Source organism: Vibrio stylophorae (assembly GCF_921293875.1).
In the GTDB taxonomy this organism is placed as follows: domain Bacteria; phylum Pseudomonadota; class Gammaproteobacteria; order Enterobacterales; family Vibrionaceae; genus Vibrio_A; species Vibrio_A stylophorae.
This window is the reverse complement of sequence record NZ_CAKLDI010000001.1, coordinates 155,884-176,904: the sequence shown is the minus strand read 5'-3', so window position 1 is coordinate 176,904 and position 21,021 is coordinate 155,884. Positions and strand designations below refer to the sequence as shown.

General features: G+C 49.4%; 21 protein-coding genes and 1 riboswitch. Of the genes, 4 read left to right on the top strand and 17 right to left on the bottom strand.

What is annotated here, in order from left to right; genetic code table 11:
* Positions 1-20: 20 nt before the first annotated feature.
* A riboswitch (cobalamin riboswitch) is annotated at positions 21-228 on the bottom strand.
* Between the two features lie 229 nt (positions 229-457).
* A complete protein-coding gene (gene trmA, locus L9P36_RS00830; protein ID WP_237464197.1) occupies positions 458-1,558 on the top strand; it encodes a tRNA (uridine(54)-C5)-methyltransferase TrmA in 1,101 nt (366 codons plus the stop codon).
* Between the two features lie 136 nt (positions 1,559-1,694).
* On the opposite strand, the gene L9P36_RS00825 is transcribed toward trmA, so the two are convergent.
* The 17 genes from L9P36_RS00825 to gspC all read right to left on the bottom strand — a co-directional run bounded on the left by L9P36_RS00825 (position 1,695) and on the right by gspC (position 17,404).
* Positions 1,695-3,188: a hypothetical protein gene (locus L9P36_RS00825; protein ID WP_237464195.1), complete on the bottom strand. Its 1,494-nt coding sequence runs from the start codon at positions 3,186-3,188 to the stop codon at positions 1,695-1,697.
* A 229-nt stretch (positions 3,189-3,417) separates the two neighbouring features.
* Complete coding sequence (locus L9P36_RS00820; RefSeq protein WP_237464194.1) at positions 3,418-3,825, bottom strand: YijD family membrane protein; 408 nt, start codon at positions 3,823-3,825, stop codon at positions 3,418-3,420.
* Positions 3,826-3,855: 30 nt separating this feature from the next.
* Positions 3,856-4,500 (bottom strand): HTH-type transcriptional repressor FabR, encoded by a 645-nt coding sequence (gene fabR, locus L9P36_RS00815; protein ID WP_237464192.1) that lies wholly within the window; start codon positions 4,498-4,500, stop codon positions 3,856-3,858.
* 126 nt (positions 4,501-4,626) lie between these two features.
* A complete protein-coding gene (gene cysQ / locus L9P36_RS00810) occupies positions 4,627-5,436 on the bottom strand; it encodes a 3'(2'),5'-bisphosphate nucleotidase CysQ (protein ID WP_237464191.1) in 810 nt (269 codons plus the stop codon).
* The gene (gene nudE / locus L9P36_RS00805; protein ID WP_237464189.1) at positions 5,436-6,005 is read right to left on the bottom strand and encodes an ADP compounds hydrolase NudE; all 570 of its coding nucleotides are present in this window, start codon (positions 6,003-6,005) and stop codon (positions 5,436-5,438) included. Before nudE ends, cysQ begins: the two co-directional genes overlap by 1 nt.
* Positions 6,006-6,024: 19 nt before the next feature.
* Positions 6,025-6,780, bottom strand: coding sequence for a type II secretion system protein N (locus L9P36_RS00800; protein ID WP_237464188.1), 756 nt, complete (start codon positions 6,778-6,780; stop codon positions 6,025-6,027).
* 1 nt (position 6,781) lies between these two features.
* The gene (locus tag L9P36_RS00795; RefSeq protein WP_237464186.1) at positions 6,782-7,270 is read right to left on the bottom strand and encodes a type II secretion system protein M; all 489 of its coding nucleotides are present in this window, start codon (positions 7,268-7,270) and stop codon (positions 6,782-6,784) included.
* A 2-nt stretch (positions 7,271-7,272) separates the two neighbouring features.
* Positions 7,273-8,628 (bottom strand): type II secretion system protein GspL, encoded by a 1,356-nt coding sequence (gene gspL / locus L9P36_RS00790; protein WP_237464183.1) that lies wholly within the window; start codon positions 8,626-8,628, stop codon positions 7,273-7,275.
* Positions 8,597-9,646: a type II secretion system minor pseudopilin GspK gene (gspK, locus tag L9P36_RS00785; protein ID WP_237464181.1), complete on the bottom strand. Its 1,050-nt coding sequence runs from the start codon at positions 9,644-9,646 to the stop codon at positions 8,597-8,599. Before gspK ends, gspL begins: the two co-directional genes overlap by 32 nt.
* Positions 9,639-10,280 carry a type II secretion system minor pseudopilin GspJ gene (gspJ, locus tag L9P36_RS00780; protein ID WP_237464179.1) on the bottom strand — a complete coding sequence of 214 codons (642 nt, stop codon included), beginning with the start codon at positions 10,278-10,280 and terminating at the stop codon, positions 9,639-9,641. The genes gspK and gspJ overlap by 8 nt, the downstream gene beginning before the upstream one ends.
* Positions 10,277-10,708 carry a type II secretion system minor pseudopilin GspI gene (gene gspI, locus L9P36_RS00775; RefSeq protein WP_237464177.1) on the bottom strand — a complete coding sequence of 144 codons (432 nt, stop codon included), beginning with the start codon at positions 10,706-10,708 and terminating at the stop codon, positions 10,277-10,279. The genes gspJ and gspI overlap by 4 nt, the downstream gene beginning before the upstream one ends.
* Positions 10,695-11,279: a type II secretion system minor pseudopilin GspH gene (gene gspH / locus L9P36_RS00770; RefSeq protein WP_237464175.1), complete on the bottom strand. Its 585-nt coding sequence runs from the start codon at positions 11,277-11,279 to the stop codon at positions 10,695-10,697. Before gspH ends, gspI begins: the two co-directional genes overlap by 14 nt.
* The gene (gene gspG, locus L9P36_RS00765; protein WP_237464173.1) at positions 11,279-11,713 is read right to left on the bottom strand and encodes a type II secretion system major pseudopilin GspG; all 435 of its coding nucleotides are present in this window, start codon (positions 11,711-11,713) and stop codon (positions 11,279-11,281) included. Before gspG ends, gspH begins: the two co-directional genes overlap by 1 nt.
* Positions 11,714-11,741: 28 nt before the next feature.
* Positions 11,742-12,959 (bottom strand): type II secretion system inner membrane protein GspF, encoded by a 1,218-nt coding sequence (gspF, locus tag L9P36_RS00760; RefSeq protein ID WP_237464171.1) that lies wholly within the window; start codon positions 12,957-12,959, stop codon positions 11,742-11,744.
* Positions 12,959-14,443 (bottom strand): type II secretion system ATPase GspE, encoded by a 1,485-nt coding sequence (gene gspE, locus L9P36_RS00755; protein WP_237464169.1) that lies wholly within the window; start codon positions 14,441-14,443, stop codon positions 12,959-12,961. The genes gspF and gspE overlap by 1 nt, the downstream gene beginning before the upstream one ends.
* On the bottom strand, positions 14,440-16,479 hold the full coding sequence (gspD, locus tag L9P36_RS00750) for a type II secretion system secretin GspD (RefSeq protein ID WP_435532719.1): 2,040 nt from the start codon (positions 16,477-16,479) through the stop codon (positions 14,440-14,442). The genes gspE and gspD overlap by 4 nt, the downstream gene beginning before the upstream one ends.
* 37 nt (positions 16,480-16,516) lie before the next feature.
* A complete protein-coding gene (gene gspC, locus L9P36_RS00745) occupies positions 16,517-17,404 on the bottom strand; it encodes a type II secretion system protein GspC (RefSeq protein WP_237464167.1) in 888 nt (295 codons plus the stop codon).
* Between the two features lie 292 nt (positions 17,405-17,696).
* Here gspC and hslR point away from each other — a divergent pair, with 292 nt between their 5' ends.
* The 3 genes from hslR (at position 17,697) to pckA (ending at position 20,950) form a co-directional block, all read left to right on the top strand.
* A complete protein-coding gene (gene hslR / locus L9P36_RS00740) occupies positions 17,697-18,089 on the top strand; it encodes a ribosome-associated heat shock protein Hsp15 (RefSeq protein ID WP_237464165.1) in 393 nt (130 codons plus the stop codon).
* A 14-nt stretch (positions 18,090-18,103) separates the two neighbouring features.
* Positions 18,104-18,970 carry an Hsp33 family molecular chaperone HslO gene (hslO, locus tag L9P36_RS00735; protein ID WP_237464163.1) on the top strand — a complete coding sequence of 289 codons (867 nt, stop codon included), beginning with the start codon at positions 18,104-18,106 and terminating at the stop codon, positions 18,968-18,970.
* Between the two features lie 348 nt (positions 18,971-19,318).
* Positions 19,319-20,950, top strand: coding sequence for a phosphoenolpyruvate carboxykinase (ATP) (pckA, locus tag L9P36_RS00730; RefSeq protein ID WP_237464161.1), 1,632 nt, complete (start codon positions 19,319-19,321; stop codon positions 20,948-20,950).
* The last annotated feature ends 71 nt before the right edge of the window (positions 20,951-21,021 follow it).

Sequence of the window (21,021 nt, the reverse complement as noted above, 5' to 3'; positions counted from 1 at the left end):
AGTTCCTGCTAAATACAGACGTTGTATTTAGCCGGCTGGCAGGTCTTCGGACTTGAGAGCATGATGTTGCCATCGCCTTGCAAACGACTTCCCCAAACCATCCCGGTTTATAGTGTCTTTGTTTGCTCGTTCTCTCTTACCGCTGCGCGTCAGTTCTGGATTTACACCAGATTCCCTTTTCAGAACAAAGAGTTTGATCTTTGTCACACCAGCTTGGAAGGCGATACTAGAGACCTGTAGAAAAAATGTCCAGCGTCAATTGATATTCGTCAATCAAAAGCATCGACATAAGAGCAGCCAATCCCTTGGCAAATTAGATGTAACTTTCGCGACAAATGCTGAGATTTACTGACTATGGTAGAGTAGATGCTAAATTTGAATATTCTTTCAGCAGCACTGGACTTGTATAGCGCATGCTCTACAATCGGCGCTCGCAATTTAGTCCTGGATAAAACAGATGTCAGACACTCTCAGCAATCAATACGCCGCACAGCTCGATGACAAAGTGGCTCGCCTCAATACGCTTTTGGCTCCCTTTAACCCACCCGCTCTCGATGTATTTGAATCCGCGCCACAACATTACCGTATGCGCGCTGAATTTCGTGTTTGGCATGAAGATGACGATCTCTACTACATCATGTTTAACCAGGAAACCCGTGAGAAATATCGCGTCGATCAATTCCCTGCAGCCAGCCGTCTAATTAACGATTTGATGCCACTGCTGATTGAATCGCTCAAGCCTTGCAAAGCGCTTCGCCACAAACTATTCCAAGTGGATTTTCTCTCCACCCTCAGCGGTGAAGTCCTCGTGTCGTTGCTATACCATCGCCAACTCGATGATGCTTGGCTAGAAGCTGCGAAAGCGATGAAGCAAAAACTCAATGATGAAGGTTTTAATCTCAATATCATTGGTCGTGCACGCAAACAAAAAATCCTGCTCGATCGCGACTATGTGGTCGAGAAAATCAACTGCTTTGATCGCAGCCTGACCTACCAACAAATTGAAAACAGCTTTACCCAACCCAACGGCCGCGTTGCTGAAAAAATGTTGGAATGGGCCTTTGATTGCACACGCGATAGCCAAGGCGATCTGCTTGAGCTGTACTGTGGTAATGGCAACTTCTCACTGGCATTGGCGCCAAACTTTGAACGCGTACTTGCCACCGAATTGGCAAAACCTTCGGTGCACTCCGCGCAGTGGAACATTGCCGCCAACCAAATTGATAATGTGCAGATCATTCGCATGTCAGCCGAAGAGTTTACCGAAGCAATGAAAGGCGTACGTACCTTCCGCCGCCTTGAAGAAGCCAATATCGATCTGCAAAGCTACAACTGCAATACCATTTTTGTCGATCCACCACGCTCGGGCATGGATGAAGACACCTGCCGCATGGTGCAAGATTACGAACGTATTTTGTATATCTCATGTAACCCAGACACCCTTTGCGAGAACTTGGAAATTTTGTCCAAAACTCACCGCATTAGCCGCGCAGCACTGTTTGATCAGTTCCCATTTACCCATCATATGGAAGCTGGCGTTTGGCTTGAGCGCCGCTAGTCGCTCAAATACAACAGATAAAAAAGGCGCATCATGCGCCTTTTTCTTTAGCAAAATGAAGAACCCTACCTATCCATTGGTATAAAAGAGATTAATTACTCTTATTTTAGGAACTGACAAATTATCACCTAAGGGATTAAAATAGACGCAAATCAGCAGGATCACCTTTAATCTTCACATACCGCATAGGCCCATAAAGATTAGATATTCTCGCTCGTAAGTGCTTATCCCCCAGCATTCCCTTTCCAACCGGGCGCCATCCATCAGCACCACAAGTCGCATAGATATATTCAAAAAGCGCAAGGTATTCATCATCGGCAACAGCTACCCCTTCAAAATCTGGGCTATATAAAATAAATGCCCCCGATGCAACGACCGAATCACCACCCATCATGATCTTGAATGCAGGTCCAACAAACTGCGAATTATTAATCATTCGATCGGGATTATTTAGATCATTAATCTGAATAACCTCAAATTCTTCAGCTGACAATTTTTCCTTAAATGGATAACTATCGTAAAGCTCACCGCGCCATTGCAGACGAGCGCCGTTTAAAAAGCAATGCTTCGAGCCTTGCACCTCAAGATGCTTACCGCCTAAATCATAATCACAACTACTTTTGGCAACCATATGAAGATTAATTGGCACAATGATCGCTGCTTTGCCATCTGAGATTCGTACGGGCTGTACAATCATTTGCTCCTCTAAATGTTTTGCCGCCCACAATGTAAGTACGCCATCTATGGTCTTCATTTCCAAGCCATTTGGAGGATCAATCAATTGATAATTAATATCGTTTTCCCCTTGGTATACAACCGGAATTGAAACAAACATCCCCCCTTCACCGATCAAAAGATAATAATCACCATTTGCGATCGATTGAATCAATCTTTCGGAAATCTCTTTGCTCTCCATCGGAATCATGGACAGTTGATCAAAATTTGGATCTTGCGACTCTGTAGAAACATAAACCTTATATTCAACTGGAAAGGAGCCCATTGCACCCGGCAAGTTCAGGGATAAAGCATTGGTATATGAACGCCAATTTTCAGGTTGAATCGTTAATGACTGTGATATTTCATCACCATTTTTTGAAACGGCTTTAAGATAAACCCTAACATCAGCCATTGGCTGGCTCTCTAGATAAAAGATATAGGTTGCAATATCTTTGTCCGTAAAAGCGCTTGCAGCCAACTCAAGCCCAGCTGTTTCATTATCTAAAATAGAGAATGTTAAGCTTTGACGATATTGGCGCTGAGTATTTCCCGATGCCTGAATCACAGCTTCAAGCTCCCCCTGATGCACGCCTTCCATCAGCGTGTCGTCAACCGCAAGCACAGAAACTAAGACGCCCTGCTGCCAATTCTCTTCGTTGAGGATGATTTGAGATTTAATCAATGTCAGTTGCTCATCGAGGGCGCGCAGTTGAATCACTCTGTCTTGCTCAAAGTCACCAACGCCTGTGATTCTAATGCTCCCGGCATCTTGTCCTTCGCCAATGGATTCACTGACAACTTCAATACGAACTAAAGATAACTCAGGATCATTTTCCTCGACGGATTCACACCCAGTGAGTAGGAAAAAGAACAAAGCCACTATCCATGTAAATATGCCTATCCCTTTTTTCACGATTTCCTTCCTAGATTCGCTTTTCAGAAATTCTGACTACATATAACCAATCATTCACTGCTGAAATATTAATCGCTTTTTCTGGTGTAAATTGCGGGATAGATAACGACGGTATTTTTCATCTATTGATGTCCATCAAGAAATACAACAAACAAACAAAAAGCCCAATGCGATGCATTGGGCTTTTTCAATTGAACTGAACGATGTTTGAGTGGTTCGGTATCCGCAATTAAGCGGCGTCATCATGCTCCACGGTCACGGGCTTATTGTTATCTTTGTGGGTCATAATTTTTTCAAAGAATCCCACGCGATGGCCAATCCAGCCCAGAAGTGCCAGCAGGATAATAATGGCAAAGAAGTTACTGCCTAATTCAGGATTCATCGCGCGAGCAAAGGCAGAGTGGCCAAAGGCGCCCACCAAGAACAATGCAGCAGCAAGTAACGGCGTCCCCTCTTCCATAGGGTGTTCCAAATAGTGTTGGTACAGCGCATTGAGCGTAAAGCCCAGCGAAATCAGTGGGAAAATGGAAAAAGCAACGTGTTCGCTGGTAAAGACAAACCAAGTCGCGTTGCCACAGATCCCGGCCAGCAAAGACAATAATAAAGTTTTGGTTTCACGTTTGGGTTGATGACTCATGATATCCCTCATTCTTGATATAGCTGTGCGCTAGTATTGCTGAGCTTGGCGCGCAAAACGCTCACGCTCTTTGCGATACCAATAAGCACCCTTGGCAATCATTCGAAGCTGCATCACCAAGCGCTCGGCAAGTTCTGCGCGTGCCATTTCATCCATATCTAAAGCATTAGCGCCGGAGCTAAACACCACAGTAACCATGGCTTCTGCTTGGGTAAAGGCTTCTTCTGGGGATTGATCGGCACGTGCGACCAAGTACTCAGTTAATTCTGCGATAAAGTGATCCACTTCACGAGCAACTGCCGCGCGAAAATCTGGCGAGGTTCCAGAACGTTCACGCAGTAGCAAACGAAACACGTTGGGGCTGCTCTCAACAAATTCCATAAAGGTTTCAATTGAAGTGCGGATCACACTGCCCTCTTTGGCAATGCGTTGACGCGCTTGACGCATCAATTGGCGAAGCAGCAAACCGCCTTCATCGACCATGGTTAAGCCGAGCTCATCCATATCCTTGAAGTGACGATAGAAAGAGGTCGGGGCAATGCCAGCTTCACGGGCAACTTCGCGCAGACTTAAATTGGAAAAGCTGCGCTCGGCACTGAGCTGATTAAAAGCGGCGTCGATGAGCGTACGACGGGTTTTTTCTTTTTGTTGGGCGCGTACCCCAGTGGCTTTCATATCTAATTTCAAAATCTATTAAAGGATGGCAATACTATAACCCTTTTTTTCAGCGCTGTCGGCGCTGGCAAGGGCAAGCTGTGGCATTGACCACATTCAGCCAAAAGCATCATGGGTCAATAGGTATTATCGCTGTAAGATTTCCGCCCAAGGTAATTGGCCATCACCCACGACGATAAAATCAGGGTTAATCAAGGTTTCTCGCTGATTATAACTAAGCGGCTCTAAATTCAGTGTCATCACTTGACCACCCGCTTCGGTCAGAATGACTTGTCCGGCAGCGGTGTCCCACTCGCCAGTGGGTCCACTGCGCCAATAGGCATCCGCAGCGCCCTCGGCAATCAAGCAGGTTTTCAGTGCTGCAGAGCCAAATCGTAGCCATTCATAATGGTAAGCAGGACTCAATTGTTCAGTGATTGCATCCACATTTTGCCGATGGCTCACCGCTAAATTCAACTCTCGAGGTGGCGTGCGATAGCGCTTACTTTGCAGTTGCCCAGCAGTTTCATCGCCCAGCTGACACCAAGCGCCTTGCCCTTTCAGCGCATAATAGGTGCGGCCCAGTATAGGCGCATGCACCACACCTAGGGTTGGCTCATTGTTCTCAATCAGTGCTATCACCACCGCGAATTGATCGCTGCGGTTAATAAATTCTTGGGTGCCATCAATGGGATCCACCAGCCAATAACTGGGCCAAGCTTGGCGCTCCGCTAGGGGGAGAAATTTTCCTTCCTCAGACATCACAGGAATATGTGGCGTTAAAGAGCTCAGCGCTTGGGTGAGCAACGCATGCGCTGCCATATCTGCACTGGTCACCGGCGTTTGATCATCTTTCAGATGTTGCTCAAAGTCGCCTTGCTGATAGATCTGAGTGACGGTTTCGCCACATTGGCGGGCGATACGTCTGGCTGCCTCGAGCAGCATCCAATGATCCATTAAGCCCACCCTAGATGGCGCTGCGCCAACAATAACGCGGCAATGGCGCGTGCTTCACGAAAATCATCACGCGTCAGGAGCTCTTGCCAACGGTCGATTGGCCAATAAACCACTTCAAGCGGCTCAGGCTCATCACCTTCAGCGCTAGCCGGTGTTAAATCCTGCGCAAGCCACACACTCATTTCGCTGGAAAAATAGGAAGGCGCCAGCACAAAGCGCGTCAATGGCTCAAGCTTCGCAGCCTGTAAACTCACCTCTTCAGTCAGCTCACGATTAGCCGCCTGCTCGGCGCTTTCACCTAAGTCCACCAGCCCTTTAGGAAAGCCCAATTCATATTGGTGGGTGCCACAGGCATATTCGCGAATTAACACCAACTCCTGATTGGCGGTCACGGGAACGATCATCACCGCCTCTCGTCCGGAAGGTTTCATGCGCTCATAGGTACGCTCGACGCCGTTGGAAAAACGAAGATCAAGCGCTTCAATATGAAAAAGTTTTGATTGCGCCACACTGCGAATTGCGCGAATGATGGGGCGGTTGCCTGCACTTGGCGAAGGGGTTGATGGCATAGCCAAGCCTCGTCAAAGGTTAAAATTGTCCTTTTAAGGCTAACTGATAACGCCCTTGACTGTCACCTTTTGCGATCCATCCCAAGATACTGCGAATCCCTTTGGGCATTTTTGCTTGCGGTTTGATCCAGCCTGCCAATTGATATTGGCCAGCCGAACTGACTGTGGCATGAAGCTCAGCATTGAAGCTATCACTTTGATGATTGAGATCGGCGCGATAGCGCGGTCCATCACAACGCAAAGTAACTAAGAGATCGCCCGGCTGCATTTGTCCCATGGGAGTATTGATTTGCGGATCAGTCCAAATCAGCTGCCCCTTAAGTTCAGCGCAATCATATTGATTGAGCGCGATATGCTGAACGCCCAGCGTAAAATCACCCAGCAAGGTCACGCCATAGGGTTGCCAATATCGCTGCCAAGCCGAGATCTGGCTATTGAGCATCAGATCGTGACCGCTGATATCCCCCCAGCGCCACGCCAACTGGCCCTGCCCCGAAAGTGCACCAATGTCGCCTGACAACTCAAAATCGACATTAGGTCGACCAATGAGCGCAGTCCATGGACTCATACGCCACGATAGAGCCCCCATCGCAAAAGCGTGCTTGCCCAACGGTAAGGTCAATTGTCCTGTTTGGCCTTGCCAGAGCGTCCCTGAGACCGCTTGCGCACGTAGCTGCGGCGCTTGCTGCAATGCCAATAACGCTGGTACATGAGCAACCAAGCTCAAGACAAAAAAAGCCAACGCCACCAAGGCATAGGGAAGCCAACGACGCATCTTAACCCTCCATCAATTGCAAACGGACGACCTCAACCACACCGGGCTGATCGCCGCGCTTAAGATCCAGCGCATGAACCACCACGCCTTGGCGCAAGGCCAAATGGTCAAGCCAAGCCATCAAGTTATTAAAGGGCAACGGTTTGATCACCACCTGTACCAGATCTTGCTGTGGTTTAATCTGCGTGATCTGAATTTTAAATTGCGATGCAGTTTGCGTAATGCGCTCATTGATGCCGCCTTGTACCGCCACACTATTGCCACCTGCGCCTTGCTTGCGCAGCGACTGAATTTCAGCGGCCTTGGTTTGCGACCACTGCAATAAAGCTTGCTCGCTCTTCACCCGCATCTGCGCTTGTGCTTGTCGCTGCTGTAAGGGCTGCCAAAGCTGAAAATAGAGCACAGCAAAAAGGATCACCCCACCACAGGTTGCCACCAAAATGCGCTCGCGAACTTCAAGTCCGAGCCACCATGCTTTGATTGCTGCCATCTCTAGCGTCTCCTTAATACCAATACGCCGCTGACCACACCGCTCTCTTGATTGAGCTGACCCACATCGACGTCATATTTATCCGCCAACGCCTTTTTCAAGGTTTCAAAGCGGGCAAAATCTGGGCTGGTAGCCTGAATACGCAGCTCATTGCGCTTGCCATCATACTTGAGGGTTTGCACATTGATGCCACTGCTGACGCCCATTTTTTCACTAATTTGCGCCAGCCAAGGCAACACTCCAACATTGGTACCGCCGCCAACTAAGCGTGCATGCTCTTGTTTGAGCTGATTACGCAAATAGCTACGAGTTGGAATACGTTTTTTGTTTGGAAATACCTGACGAAACACCGCGTTATTTTGTGCGATAAGCTGCTCAGCCAAACGCTCTTGGCTCACCACGGCATAAAACGTTGAAATCAACTGCAACACCAAGACTACAGCCGCCGCAATAGCCACCTTGCGCCACAACAACCAATGCCGACGCCAAGGTGCCTGACGACGATAAGGTCCCTGTAATAGGGTGTGTCTCTGATTAAGCATGCCTTCGGCAAGCAGGCCAAGCACCATCTCTTGTGGCAACATGGTGGCATGCCAAGGCGATGGCAATGGCGCCGTTAAATTGGAATAACAGGCCAGCGTGGTTTGATCCACGGCAGGCACTTCAGCCACAGGCTCAGATGGTGACACGGCCGCTGCCTCATCTTCATTCGCAGCTATCGGGTCAGTGATATCGGCGGCTAGATCTGCCGCTAAATCCTGAGACTGGGCTTCAGATTTATCCTTTGCAGGCGCAGTGCTCAGCGCCTGTAATCCCATCAGGGCCATGGGCAGCAAATCAGCCTCCACGGTCACCCCGACATGGGCATGCCAACGCAGTAGTACTTCGCCTTGATACTCCACCGCACTCACGCCTTGCTCAGCATGCCAAGGTAGCGCCAGATAATCAGGTAGCATCATTTTGACGGGCAGATTGGCAGCAGCCAAATCAGCGAGCCATTGCTGCATCAATTCATGACGCACTACAGCCACCCAAGCTTGATTGCCTTGTCTTGCCAGCACAGCAAAATGCAGCTGATCAATATCTTCCGCCAATTGCTCTTCGAGCAAGTAAGGCACCACAGTTTGCACCTGTGAGCGCGATCCCGGCGGCAGCTCCACTTGCACCGTGGTGACGGTATGACCGGCAATCAACACATAAACCGGACGCTGCTGTGCATATTCTTGTAGATCGGCCAGCTGGGTATGATCACTCAGCTCACCAGAGGCCATCACTTGCTGGCTTTCTGTGGACCATACCGCCCAAGGCACGGGCGATGTCGGGTCATCATTTAGTCGAATCGTCAGGTGCTCGCTCACGCACTCCTCCATAACGACGCCGCACCACTTCAAATTGGTCGTCGGCATTGCGTTTTAGCAAAGCGCGCTCTCGCACTCTTGCTGGTTCCAATTGAATTTCAGCATCTAACTCAAAATAGTGACTGGTGGTCGTGAGATAGTTTACTGCGCGATCTTTGGTCGCATCATCGAGCCCTGATAAGGCGGGCTCAAGCCAAAAACTGTCTAAATCGCTCCAACCATCGTAGGGGCGCTGCTCAATCAGCTGCTGCACCTGCGACAGGCTGATACTGGGATAAAGTAACGCGGCTAAGATCGGCGCTTGGTCGGCAGTAATGGTATTGATATTAAGCAGCCAACGGGTATCTGGCAGGGCGCACAATAACGGCGTGATCTGCCCCATCATCTTTGGTGTGACGCCTTGAATTGCGCGCAGCTCGCTAATATCTGCAATCACCCCATTGGCCGTGAGATAACCGGGGTTTTGCCCAGCGTAATAACTGTCTTCCGCACCAAAAGCACTTTGCACCGCATCATCTAAATCTAGATATTCCCAAACGCTATCTGCCACGGTTTCCGCTTGGTAGGGCTCTATTTGTGCTTGCTCTAGCGTGCGTTGCAGCACCTCAACCAAATAGGGACGGTTCACGCCATCCCCTTCATTGGCCACAGCAAGCGCGTTGACGTTTAAGCAGCGCTGCATATCTGTAATTTTCCCGACGGTGGTGGCCTCATCAATGGGAAAGGTTTGTTCGCCGCGCGCCCAATTTTGCGACAAATTCACCACCTCGTTATCGGCGATATCTTTTTTCAAAATCGCAATCGCCAACTGCTCCACACCAAGGCCGTACCAATAGGCTTGCTGCTGAGTATTGAGCGCCTCTGCGCGATAAAAATGCTGCCACAACCGCTTAGACATAGTCGCTGCCAAGGTGGTCATAATGGCCAGAATGAGCAGCACCATCACCAAGGCAACGCCACCTTGTTTGCCCGTCAGCGATTTCAAATGGTGCTTCGGCGCTTGCACAGGATTAAACATCGCTTGGCGCCTCATCGGTCATCAGGCTGGCACCGGTGAGGAGAAAGTCCCGCTCAATTTTGCCGTAATCTTGCAGCACTAATTTGATTCGCAGTGCTTGCGGTAATGCTTGTGCATCTTGCCAGTCGTTGCGCCACTGGCCCTTGTCATAAAACTGAAACTGCAGCTTTTCGACCCCTTCAAGTAGCACTTGCATGCTAGGCTCATTGCTAGTGTCAACATCGGCATAGTGCCAACGCATACGTTCTAATTTTTCATCTTGTAAGCGATAGCCCACACGCGCGACTTCACCGCGAGAAAACGCCCACGCCGGATTGAGCACGCCGCCACGAACAAAGCTCAACCCTTGATCATCCGACTCAAGCCAGCGATTACCGTGATAGAGCACCCGAGCACCATCACCCGTTCCGAGGCGATGCGGTCGCAGTGCCATCTGCCGTATATCGTTTTCAATTAATAACATAGCGCGCTGCATCTGTTTTAAACGCTCGCCCGCCTGCTCAGTCATAATTTCGGTTTGCTGCGCGCCTACTAAAATGCGGTTAGCGCTCAAGCTCAAGGCGACAAAAATCACCAAGACCACCAGCACTTCAAGCAAAGTGAAGCCCCGTGAACGAATGTGCGACGCTATCATGGCTTGGCTCGATAGCTACGAATTTGTAGCAGTTGACTGGCAAAATTAGCCTCTGTGGAGACGGCAACGTCCACCGCCACAAGGCTACCCTCGCTGGTCTTTTGCGGTTGAATTTTCCAATAAAAGGTTTGTCCGGCCATCTCGGATTTACCTTGTTTGGTTGAGGATGGCACGCCCTCTAGGGCCACTTTTACCTGCTGATTTTCCGCGACCCAGTTGGCAAATAGATTTTGCTGCAGATGGATTAAGGTGCTGCTGTGCTGACTCATACTTTGCAAAAGTGCCATACTGCTGAGCGCAAAAATCGCCAATGCCACCATCACCTCAAGCAAAGTAAAGCCGCGATTCACAGCAAAGGAATGGCAATTGAGATGCTTTGCATGCCTTGGTAAATCAGCTGAGACATAGGATAAATCACTGCGGCGCATGCTCAGCCCCTTGCCAGCAGTCACCTTTCCCCAACTCGTTCACCCGTAAAAACCAACGCTGAGATTCCTCTTTGCCCTGTTCAAGCCAATCGGCTTCAAAAGGCGTGACCTCACCGCTGGATAAAATCAGCACCTGCGGTGGCTCAATTTTATCCTCATCTTGCTCAAAACGGCTGGGCTCAAACAGACTATCATCACCTTCAAATAAGCTGTCTTTTTGCTGCCAAGCAAAACCATCCACAGTCACCGACATCGCCATCCCCTTTTCCATGGTCACCTTCTCAGCAAGGCGATGCTCTAAGGGCTGCCAACCATCAGCCGTAAGGATGAGAAAGCGATAGCTCATAGGTTGTGCGCTTTGATCAAAATAGATGCCGTAGTCTTCACCGCGACGAATCGCATCATCGCTCAGGATCTCAACCAACATGCCAAGACGAAGCGCTTCAGTTTGCTCTGCTTTGGCGTTTTGGTTGGGCACCGCAATAGTGACAAACATCGCGCTCATCCCCAAAATCACCATCACAAGTAGGATTTCAAGCAGGGTAAAACCACGAGCGCGACGCAATGACATTACTGGAAGTCTCCCAAATTCCAGTTGCCAATATCTGCATTGATGCCTTCGCCACCTTCTTGACCGTCAGCACCCAGAGTAAAGACATCGTAATCACCGTTATCACCCGGTGACATATATTGGTAGTCATTGCCCCAAGAGTCTTTTGGCAAACGCTCAAGGTAACCACCATCTGGGTAGTTACGTGGCACAGGATCGCTATCAGGCTTGGTCACCAAGGCTTCCAAACCTTGGTCTGTGGTTGGATAACGGCCATTTTGCAACTTGTACATTTTCAGCTGAGTTTCGAGCGTGCTGATATCCGTTTTTGCTTTTTGCTGGTCAGCAATATCTTTATTGCCCATCAAGTTTGGAACCACCACGGCGCCCAGCACACCTAAAATCACGATCACCACCATAATTTCAAGCAAGCTAAAACCACGTTGCTGTTTCATCGAATTTCTCCTGTTATTAAACCACTCGCTATTTCGCAACGAGGGTATTCATTTCGATAATCGGAAGTAGGGTGGCCATGACGATAAACATCACCACCCCCGCCATAGAGACAATCAACAGCGGTTCAAACACTGCCAATGCCATGGTCACTAAACTTTCAAATTCACGGTCTTGGTTATCCGCCGCACGGCCAAGCATCTGCTCTAACTCACCACTGCGCTCGCCACTGGCGATCATATGCAGCATCATCGGTGGAAACAGCTTGGTTTGCTGCAATGCGCTACGCAAGCTGGTGCCTTCGCGCACGCGATCGGCCGCCTCAAGCACTTGCGCTTTCACATGCTGATTGGTCATCACCTGCGCCGAGATTTTCATGCCCTCAAGCAGAGGAATCGCGCTAGATGAACAAATCGATAGGGTTCGCGCAAAACGCGCGGTATTCAGACCACGGTTGACCTTGCCAATCACCGGAAAATGCAGCAATTTTTTATGCCACGACAGACGCGCTTTGGCATCGCGTAAACGCAGACGAAAGAGCGTAATCGCGGCAATAATCGCGATCAACAGGTATAAGCCGTAATGCACCACAAAATCACTCATTGCCAGCAGGATATGGGTTACCTGAGGCAGTGGCTGATCCATCTGCACAAATTGATTGACGATATCTGGCACCACAGCCGCCAATAGGTAAGCCACCACAGAGATAGCCACCAGCGTTAAAATTGACGGATAGATCATCGCTTGCTGCATTTTGCTGCGAATGCGCTGACGGTTTTCGGTGTAATCGGCAAGGCGATTAAGCACCGTATCAAGGTGACCCGATTTTTCACCGGCAGCCACCATGGCACGAAATAGCTCATCAAAGACATGCTCATATTCGGCCATGCCATCAGCCAAGGTGTAGCCCTCGACCACGCGAGAGCGCACTCCCAGCATCATATTTTTAATGCGTGGATTTTCCGCTTGCTCAGCGACAGCACGTAAACACTCTTCCAGCGGCATACCGGCTTGCACCAAGGTTGCCAACTGGCGGGTGATTAACGCTAGATCTGCGGTTTTGATTGAAGTTTTAAAAAAACTGCGCGCGGCGGTTTGCTGCTCTTTTTGCCTTGTGGGCACCACATCCAGCGGAATCATCCCCTGTTCACGCAGTTGCTGACGCACACCACGCGCCGTATCCGCTTCAAGTGTGCCTTTGCACTGACGGCCTCGGCGATCCAGCGCTTTATATTCAAAGGCGGCCATTATCCCTCCCGCGTCACACGTAGTACTTCTTCAAGGGTGGTGGTGCCATTGCGCACCTTAGATAAACCATCAGCTTGAATACTTGGGGTATGGCTACGAATCGCTTTTTCGATGGCAATCTCGCCTGCTTCAGCATGAATCAGCTGTTGCACCTGCTCATCGATCACCAGCAATTCATGAATGCCGGTTCGGCCACGATAACCCTTTTGATTGCAGTGCTCACAGCCCTTGGCGTGATACAAAATCAGCGGCTCATCATCGTTAACGCGAAAATGCTTACGCTGCTCTTCATCCGCCTCATAGGGGGTGCGGCATGACTTACACAAGGTGCGCACCAAACGCTGCGAGAGCACGCCAAGGAGCGATGAAGAGAGCAAGAAAGGTTCAATCCCCATATCACGCATACGGGTCACCGCACCCACTGCTGTATTGGTGTGCAAGGTTGAAAGAACGGTGTGACCGGTCAAAGAGGCTTGCACGGCAATTTGCGCCGTTTCTAAGTCACGAATTTCACCCACCATCACCACATCAGGGTCTTGACGCAAAATCGCGCGCAAACCGCGAGCAAAGGTCATATCTACCTTGGTATTGACCTGAGTCTGGCCGATCCCATCAATATCAAATTCAATGGGATCTTCAACGGTGAGAATATTGCGCTCAGGGCTGTTAATCTCAGTGAGACCAGCATACAAGGTGGTGGATTTACCCGAGCCTGTCGGGCCTGTCACCAGCAAAATGCCATGTGGACGCTGCAATAGTTGACGAAAACGATACTGCACCGACTCCGTCATCCCTAGGCTACTGAGATCGAGCTGGGTTTGGTTTTTATCCAACAAACGCAGCACCACCCGCTCACCATGTGACGATGGCATGGTGGAAACACGCACATCCACCGCGCGACCTCCGATTCGCAAAGAAATACGGCCATCTTGCGGCACGCGCTTCTCAGCGATATCAAGACGCGCCATGACTTTAATACGGGAAATCAACAGCGGTGAAAGTTTACGATTGGGCGATAACACTTCGCGCAGCACGCCATCGACGCGAAAGCGAATGGCCAGCTTATGCTCAAAAGTTTCGATATGAATATCTGAAGCGCCCTCTTTGATCGCCTCACCCAGCATGGCGTTAATCAACTTGATGATCGGCGCGTCATCTTCAGATTCCAGCAAATCTTCCGTTTGCGGCAACTCTTCAGCCAGTGAGAAGAAATCTTCGCTATCGGCACCGATATCTTCCATCAACTGACGTGCTTCAGAAGAATCACGCTGATAAACCTCAGTCAGGGTTTTACTGAAAATATCCCCTGAGACCATTTGTAATTCAAAGGGTGCACCCGCGATGCGGCGCACCTCTGTGAGCACCGCCAAAGGGGGGGGCAACACGCACAACAGACACAACTGTTCTTCTGCACACACCAAGGCCACTTGGTGGCGCTTGGCATAGGCAAAGGGTAAACGTTTCGGCGCGATCACCACACTCATTGGCTCGCTCTCGCTTGCTCAGCAAACACCCGAAGCTCTGGTAGCGCTTGCATATCTTCATGATATTCAGGCAGCAATGGCGTCTCGGTATTTGGCATCAAGGAGATCCCTTCCTGCTGGCGATACAGCTGCTCAGCGCGAATATAGTTATATTTACGCTGGGTCACGCCATCGGCAGTGGTGATATCGCGAATAATGGTGGGCTTAATAAACACCATCAAATTTCGTTTGGTTTTTTGATTGCTCTTTGAGGAGAACAGCGTGCCCAACAGCGGAATATCGCCCAGCACTGGCACTTTGTCGTCACTTTCCACCACTTGCTCATCAATCAAACCACCGAGCACGAGCATCTGGCCATCTTTGACCAAAACCGTGGTATTGAGCTGACGTTTGGCAAAGCGCACATCCACGGCGCCGCTGGCATTGAGCACGGAAGAGACTTCCTGCTCAATTTTCAGCTGTACTGAGTCGCCTTCGTTAATCTGTGGGGTGACCTTAAGCTTGATGCCCACCTCTTTACGCTCCACGGTTTGGAACGGATTATCATTGTTGGAGCTTGAAGTAGAGCCCGTCACCACTGGCACCTCTTCACCAACAATAAATGAAGCTTCATCGTTATCCATCACAGTGATACTTGGCGATGACAGAATATTGGAGTTGGCATCGGATTGAATGGCGTTGACCAGCATGGTCCAATCGCCCATCACCAGCCCCATAAAGCCACCATTGAGCCCAGACATGGCTGTCGCTAGCGCGGTTAAATCACCCTCTTCGGTGGTGGTCACTTTGCCTGTCACCGCGCCAGTATCGCGATCTGTGGTCACAGTTTCGGTGACCTTATCTTTGGATGCTTCCAGCGCACCAGCATAGGCACTCACCGGCAAGCCCGTATTGCCGAACTGAATCACCCCGCCGTCTTCCAGCGAGCCCCACTGCACGCCCAGGCTAATGCCGTCACCTTCGGTCATCTCGACAATCATCGCCTCGACCAACACTTGCGCGCGGCGAATATCGAGCTGACTAATCACATCTTCTAGTGAGCGCATCACATCGGGCGGCGCGGTGATCACCAAGGCATTGGTATCTGGATGGGCGGCAATGGTCACAGAATCTTTGCTGGTCATTGGCGCTGCTTCTTTGGCACCACCAGATTTACCCGAGATGATGTTATCGGAAACGCCTTTAAGCACATCGACCAAATCTTCCGCTTTAGCATATTTCAAATAGATCACGCGGTGATTGCCCGAGGTCGCCATCTCTTTATCCAGTTGGCGAATCAACTTCACTAAGCGCTGGCGCACTGCAGGATCGCCTGAAACCAAAATGGAGTTGGTGCGCTCATCGGCAACCAATTTTGGCTGCAAAAAACTAGGGACATTCTTCGCCTGATCGGATTTATTCAGCGCATCGACAATCCGCACCATCTCAGAGGCGGAGGCATTACGCAGCTCAACCACAGTGATCTCTTTGTCACCGGCGCGATCGACGCGCTCAATAATATCGGCTAAACGCGCCACCACAGCGGCGCGACCAGTGATCATAATGACGTTAGCAGGATCGTAGTGCACCACGTTACCAGCACCAGCGTTGTCGTTGAGTTGGCGCAGCAAAGGAGAGAGTTCGCGCACCGACACATTACGCACCGCAATCACACGGGTCACAATGGCATCATTGGGTTGGCCTTTGAGGCTATCGACCACAGGAACCGCTGAGGTTTTGGCGTCTTTATCTTTGACGATTTTGATCACCCCGTTATCCATCTCAACGGCGGCAAAACCATGAACCTCAAGCACGTTCAAAAAGAAGCGGTAATACTGCTCTTCATTGAGCAAGTCATAACTGCGGACATCAATTTGTCCACGGACGCTGGGATCAACAATGATGGTTTTTTTCAGATTACGGCCCACGATATTAATGAATTCATGAATATCCGTATCCTTAAAACTGGCGCTGTACTCTTCACTGGCGTAGGCGGGTGATGCGCAAACCAAGGCGCTCGCCAACATCCAGGAACTCAAGCTTTTCCACTTTTTCACACATCTCTCCTCGTGGCTGCCCCATCAGGCGCAGTCATTAAAATCCAATATAAATGTCATGCCTTTGCCCTTGGCGATCGACCACCAAATTGAGCTCAGTCATCTGAGTCAATTGCGGCCACAACTTAGCCGCTTCTGCATCATTGGTGAGGTCGACCCCATTGAGGGTCACTGCAAGGTCATTGGGCTCTAAGCCCACAGAATCAAATAGGGCGCGATCTTTGCCAGGATTGACGCGATATCCCACCACTTTGCCGTCGCGTTTCACTTGAGACAGGCGAATATAAGTCATTAGCGCAGCGGGATTATCGACAACCTCCTGACGAATTTGTTCCAAGCGCTCGGACGCATTTGCGCTCTTTGCCCGCGGCTTTTGTACGCGCGGATTGCCAGCTTGGCTTTGGCTGCGTGATGGTTTGGCATTGGGGTCAAATAACAGGGTTTCTTCACGGCCAGCATTGCGAATAATCACCCGGTCTGGATACACCGCAGCCAAGGTTGCGCGAGTGCCCTCAATGGTTTCATCCAAGCCATAGGTATTTTGCTTACCGCGATTGCCAATGACCGCCAGCGCTTTTGCTGGATTGCTGCTCGCCACCACCCCATGCAGGGTCAATTGCAAACGCGTTTTCGGCGCATTACTGGGTTTTTGAGGCTGTTGAGCCTGCGGTTTGGTTGCTGAATAGGGACCAAAAAGATGGTGCGCCACAATATCGCGTAGCTGATAAGCGGGCCCCTTACGCTCAACATTTACGGTTGCCATTTGCGGTGCCGCGCTTTGTTGCTGAGGCTGATAAAACTGCCATGCCAATACACCCGCTTGCCAGCCTGCGATCGCAAGCAGCAGCACAGTAACAAGGCGAGCACTGGCGGCTGAGCTCAGCGGCCAACGATGGATAAAGTTGGACAACAATTGGTTTGGCACAACAGATTCGCTTTTTATAGGTGACTGTTAAGACAGGTCAAAATCATAACATCGCACTGTCAAATCAAAGTAAGAGCACCAATTTTTTTTTATCAATGCCGCAGAAATATGAGTTTGCTCCCAGCCTATTACGCGACTTTTTTATCATTTTCGCCAACTTTTGGTTGGAATTTGCATCCAGCGCCCCCATCAAAAGAGACCGAATGCAAGATTGGTCGATCGCTGCGCAATGGGTATAATATCAGCAGGCAGACGAGACGCCATTCTGTAAATAGCACATAAGGCAAATACAATGACTGCTCAAGTTCGTTTAGATAAATGGTTATGGGCAGCACGCTTTTATAAGACCCGTTCCATCGCTAGACAGATGATCGATGGCGGTAAAGTGCACTACAATGGTCAACGCAGCAAACCGAGCAAAGTCGTCGAAATTGGCGCTGAACTCACCATTCGCCAAGGCCACGATCAAAAAATCGTCGCCATCGTTGCCATTAGCGACCAACGTCGCGGCGCGCCAGAAGCGCAGGCACTTTACCAAGAAACTGTACAAAGCATAAAGAAAAGAGCAGAAAATGCTGAGTTGCGCAAACTCAATGCACAACACGCACCTGCGCCGGATCGCCGCCCTGATAAAAAACAGCGCCGCGATATTATGAAACTTAAAGATAACCTTTCACGTGATTGATGCCGGAGTAACCCATGGCTAAAGACAATTTGTACCGCTACCTGTTTGAATCACTCTCAGTTCGTGGCGAATTGGTACAACTCAATGAAACCTTTGCCAAGATGCAAGAAAACAAACAGTATCCAGCGCCAGTTCAAACCCTATTGGGTGAACTGTTGGTGGCGACCAGCTTGCTCACGGCAACCTTGAAATTTGAAGGCTCAATCGCGGTTCAAATTCAAGGCGATGGCCCAGTATCCTTGGCCGTGATCAACGGCGACCACGAGCAAAAACTACGTGGTGTTGCTCGCCATGCAGATGAAGTGCCAAACAGCAATCGCATTCAAGATTTGGTGGGCAATGGCCATATGGTGATCACCATTACCCCAAATAAAGGCGAACGCTACCAAGGGATTGTTGCCTTGGAAGGTGACACCCTTGCAGCATGTTTGGAAAACTACTTTGCACAATCAGAGCAACTTGCAACCAAACTGGTGATGCGTACCGATGCGCAGCACGCTGCGGGTATGTTGCTGCAAGCGCTACCAGATACCAATGAAAACGCCGCTGCTGATTTTGAGCATTTGGCAACGCTGACTGAAACCGTAAAAGCAGAAGAGCTCTTTAGTCTTGACGCGGAAGAAGTGCTATACCGCCTCTATCACCAAGAAGAAGTAAAACTCTTTGAACCACAACCAGTCAGCTTTGAATGTGGCTGTTCACGTGAGCGTTGCGAAGGCGCGATCCTCAACGTTGGCCGTGAAGAGATTGAGCTGGTAATCAGTGAGCAAGGTTCCGTGGTGATGAACTGTGATTACTGCGGCGCACAATATGATTTCGACAATGTGGACGTTGCTGCATTGTTTGAAAATGCGATGAAAGGCGACAGCCAACAGCATTAATTCGCTGACTCAGTCAAAGACTGAAAAAATTAAACCGATCAAAAAGAGCGCTTGAAGCGCTCTTTTTTTGTTTAAAATATCGCCAAAGCGTAATTTTTCTTTTACTACACCCATGGATCACATTGATTGGTCATACCAGTTTTAGCTTGCATCTTATTATAGACAATGCTCAACACATCACACATTTCACACCCAAAAAACGCGACATCAACGACACTTCAACACATTTAACAGCACGTTAGCATATTTATGGTCAATTTTTGATGAAAATCCCTGAATTGCTAAAACCCGACTGCTAGCATGGATTTAGAAAAACATAAAAATGACATCTTACCTACAGGAGCACCTATGAACGTAACAGACGTAAATAATAAGGTTGCATGTGATATCGATTTGTCGCAATACGGCATTACCAATATCACTGAGGTAGTACGCAACCCTTCATACGAATTGTTATTTGAAGAGGAAACTCGCCCAGACCTAGAAGGTTATGAGCGAGGCGTGGTCACGGAGCTTGGCGCGGTTGCAGTTGATACCGGCGAATTCACGGGCCGATCCCCCAAAGATAAATTTATCGTGATGGACGATACCAGCCGCGAACATATGTGGTGGACTGGTGCGGTGAAAAACGATAATAAACCCATCACGCCAGACACTTGGAAAGATCTGAAAACCTTGGTCACTGGCCAACTTTCCGGCAAGCGTCTTTTTGTTATCGATGGTTACTGTGGTACCAACGTTGACACCCGTCTCTGTATTCGTGTGATCACCGAAGTTGCGTGGCAAGCGCACTTTGTGAAGAACATGTTTATTCGTCCAACAGCAGAAGAATTAGCCAGCTTTGAGCCTGATTTCGTGGTGATGAATGGTGCGAAATGCACCAACGCGAAATGGCAAGAGCACAATATGAACTCAGAGAACTTCACTGTGTTCAACCTCACTGAGAAGATGCAGCTCATTGGCGGTACTTGGTACGGCGGCGAGATGAAGAAAGGTATGTTCGCGATGATGAACTACTTCTTACCGCTAAAAGGTGTGGCATCTATGCACTGTAGTGCCAACATGGGCCAAGATGGCGATGTTGCAATCTTCTTCGGTCTTTCTGGTACCGGTAAAACCACCCTATCCACAGATCCAAAACGCGCGCTGATTGGTGATGACGAGCACGGCTGGGATGACAACGGCGTATTCAACTTTGAAGGCGGCTGTTATGCCAAGACCATCAAGTTGTCAAAAGAAGCTGAGCCAGATATCTACAACGCAATTCGTCGCGATGCATTGCTAGAAAACGTCACTGTGCGTAATGATGGCTCCATCGACTTTGATGATGGTTCTAAGACTGAAAACACCCGTGTGTCTTACCCAATCTATCATATCGACAACATCGTTAAGCCTGTCTCAAAAGGCGGCCATGCGAGCAAGGTGATCTTCCTATCGGCTGATGCCTTTGGCGTGCTTCCTCCGGTGGCAAAACTCACCGCAGAGCAAACCAAGTACCACTTCCTCTCTGGCTTTACCGCTAAATTGGCAGGTACTGAGCGTGGCATCACAGAGCCAACACCAACCTTCTCAGCTTGTTTTGGCGCAGCATTCCTCACACTACACCCAACCAAGTATGCCGAAGTCTTGGTGAAACGTATGGAAGCTGTGGGCGCCGAGGCTTATCTCGTGAACACTGGCTGGAATGGCACTGGCAAACGTATCTCAATTCAAGATACACGCGGCATTATCGATGCGATCCTCAATGGCGAAATCGAAAATGCACCAACCCAGAAACTCCCAATCTTTAACTTGGAGATTCCAAAAGTATTGCCTGGTGTAGATACCAATATTCTTGATCCTCGTGAAACCTATACCGACCCACTTCAATGGGAAAGTAAAGCCAAAGACTTGGGTGAGCGCTTCATCAAGAACTTTGAAAAATACACAGATAATAGTGAAGGTGCTTCCTTGGTGGCCGCAGGCCCACAAGTGGACTAATTGGTCACATTTATCACCCAAAGCCCTCTTTTGAGGGCTTTTTTCATTTCTCTCACCGCCACAAACCAACT

Coding starts and splice junctions, on each gene's coding strand:
- trmA (WP_237464197.1), top strand. CDS start 458: ATGTCAGACACTCTCAGCAATCAATACGCCGCACAGCTCGATGACAAA.
- L9P36_RS00820 (WP_237464194.1), bottom strand. CDS start 3,825: ATGAGTCATCAACCCAAACGTGAAACCAAAACTTTATTATTGTCTTTG.
- fabR (WP_237464192.1), bottom strand. CDS start 4,500: ATGAAAGCCACTGGGGTACGCGCCCAACAAAAAGAAAAAACCCGTCGT.
- cysQ (WP_237464191.1), bottom strand. CDS start 5,436: ATGGATCATTGGATGCTGCTCGAGGCAGCCAGACGTATCGCCCGCCAA.
- nudE (WP_237464189.1), bottom strand. CDS start 6,005: ATGCCATCAACCCCTTCGCCAAGTGCAGGCAACCGCCCCATCATTCGC.
- L9P36_RS00800 (WP_237464188.1), bottom strand. CDS start 6,780: ATGCGTCGTTGGCTTCCCTATGCCTTGGTGGCGTTGGCTTTTTTTGTC.
- L9P36_RS00795 (WP_237464186.1), bottom strand. CDS start 7,270: ATGGCAGCAATCAAAGCATGGTGGCTCGGACTTGAAGTTCGCGAGCGC.
- gspK (WP_237464181.1), bottom strand. CDS start 9,646: ATGTTTAATCCTGTGCAAGCGCCGAAGCACCATTTGAAATCGCTGACG.
- gspJ (WP_237464179.1), bottom strand. CDS start 10,280: ATGATAGCGTCGCACATTCGTTCACGGGGCTTCACTTTGCTTGAAGTG.
- gspI (WP_237464177.1), bottom strand. CDS start 10,708: ATGCGCCGCAGTGATTTATCCTATGTCTCAGCTGATTTACCAAGGCAT.
- gspH (WP_237464175.1), bottom strand. CDS start 11,279: ATGTCATTGCGTCGCGCTCGTGGTTTTACCCTGCTTGAAATCCTACTT.
- gspG (WP_237464173.1), bottom strand. CDS start 11,713: ATGAAACAGCAACGTGGTTTTAGCTTGCTTGAAATTATGGTGGTGATC.
- gspF (WP_237464171.1), bottom strand. CDS start 12,959: ATGGCCGCCTTTGAATATAAAGCGCTGGATCGCCGAGGCCGTCAGTGC.
- gspE (WP_237464169.1), bottom strand. CDS start 14,443: ATGAGTGTGGTGATCGCGCCGAAACGTTTACCCTTTGCCTATGCCAAG.
- hslR (WP_237464165.1), top strand. CDS start 17,697: ATGACTGCTCAAGTTCGTTTAGATAAATGGTTATGGGCAGCACGCTTT.
- hslO (WP_237464163.1), top strand. CDS start 18,104: ATGGCTAAAGACAATTTGTACCGCTACCTGTTTGAATCACTCTCAGTT.
- pckA (WP_237464161.1), top strand. CDS start 19,319: ATGAACGTAACAGACGTAAATAATAAGGTTGCATGTGATATCGATTTG.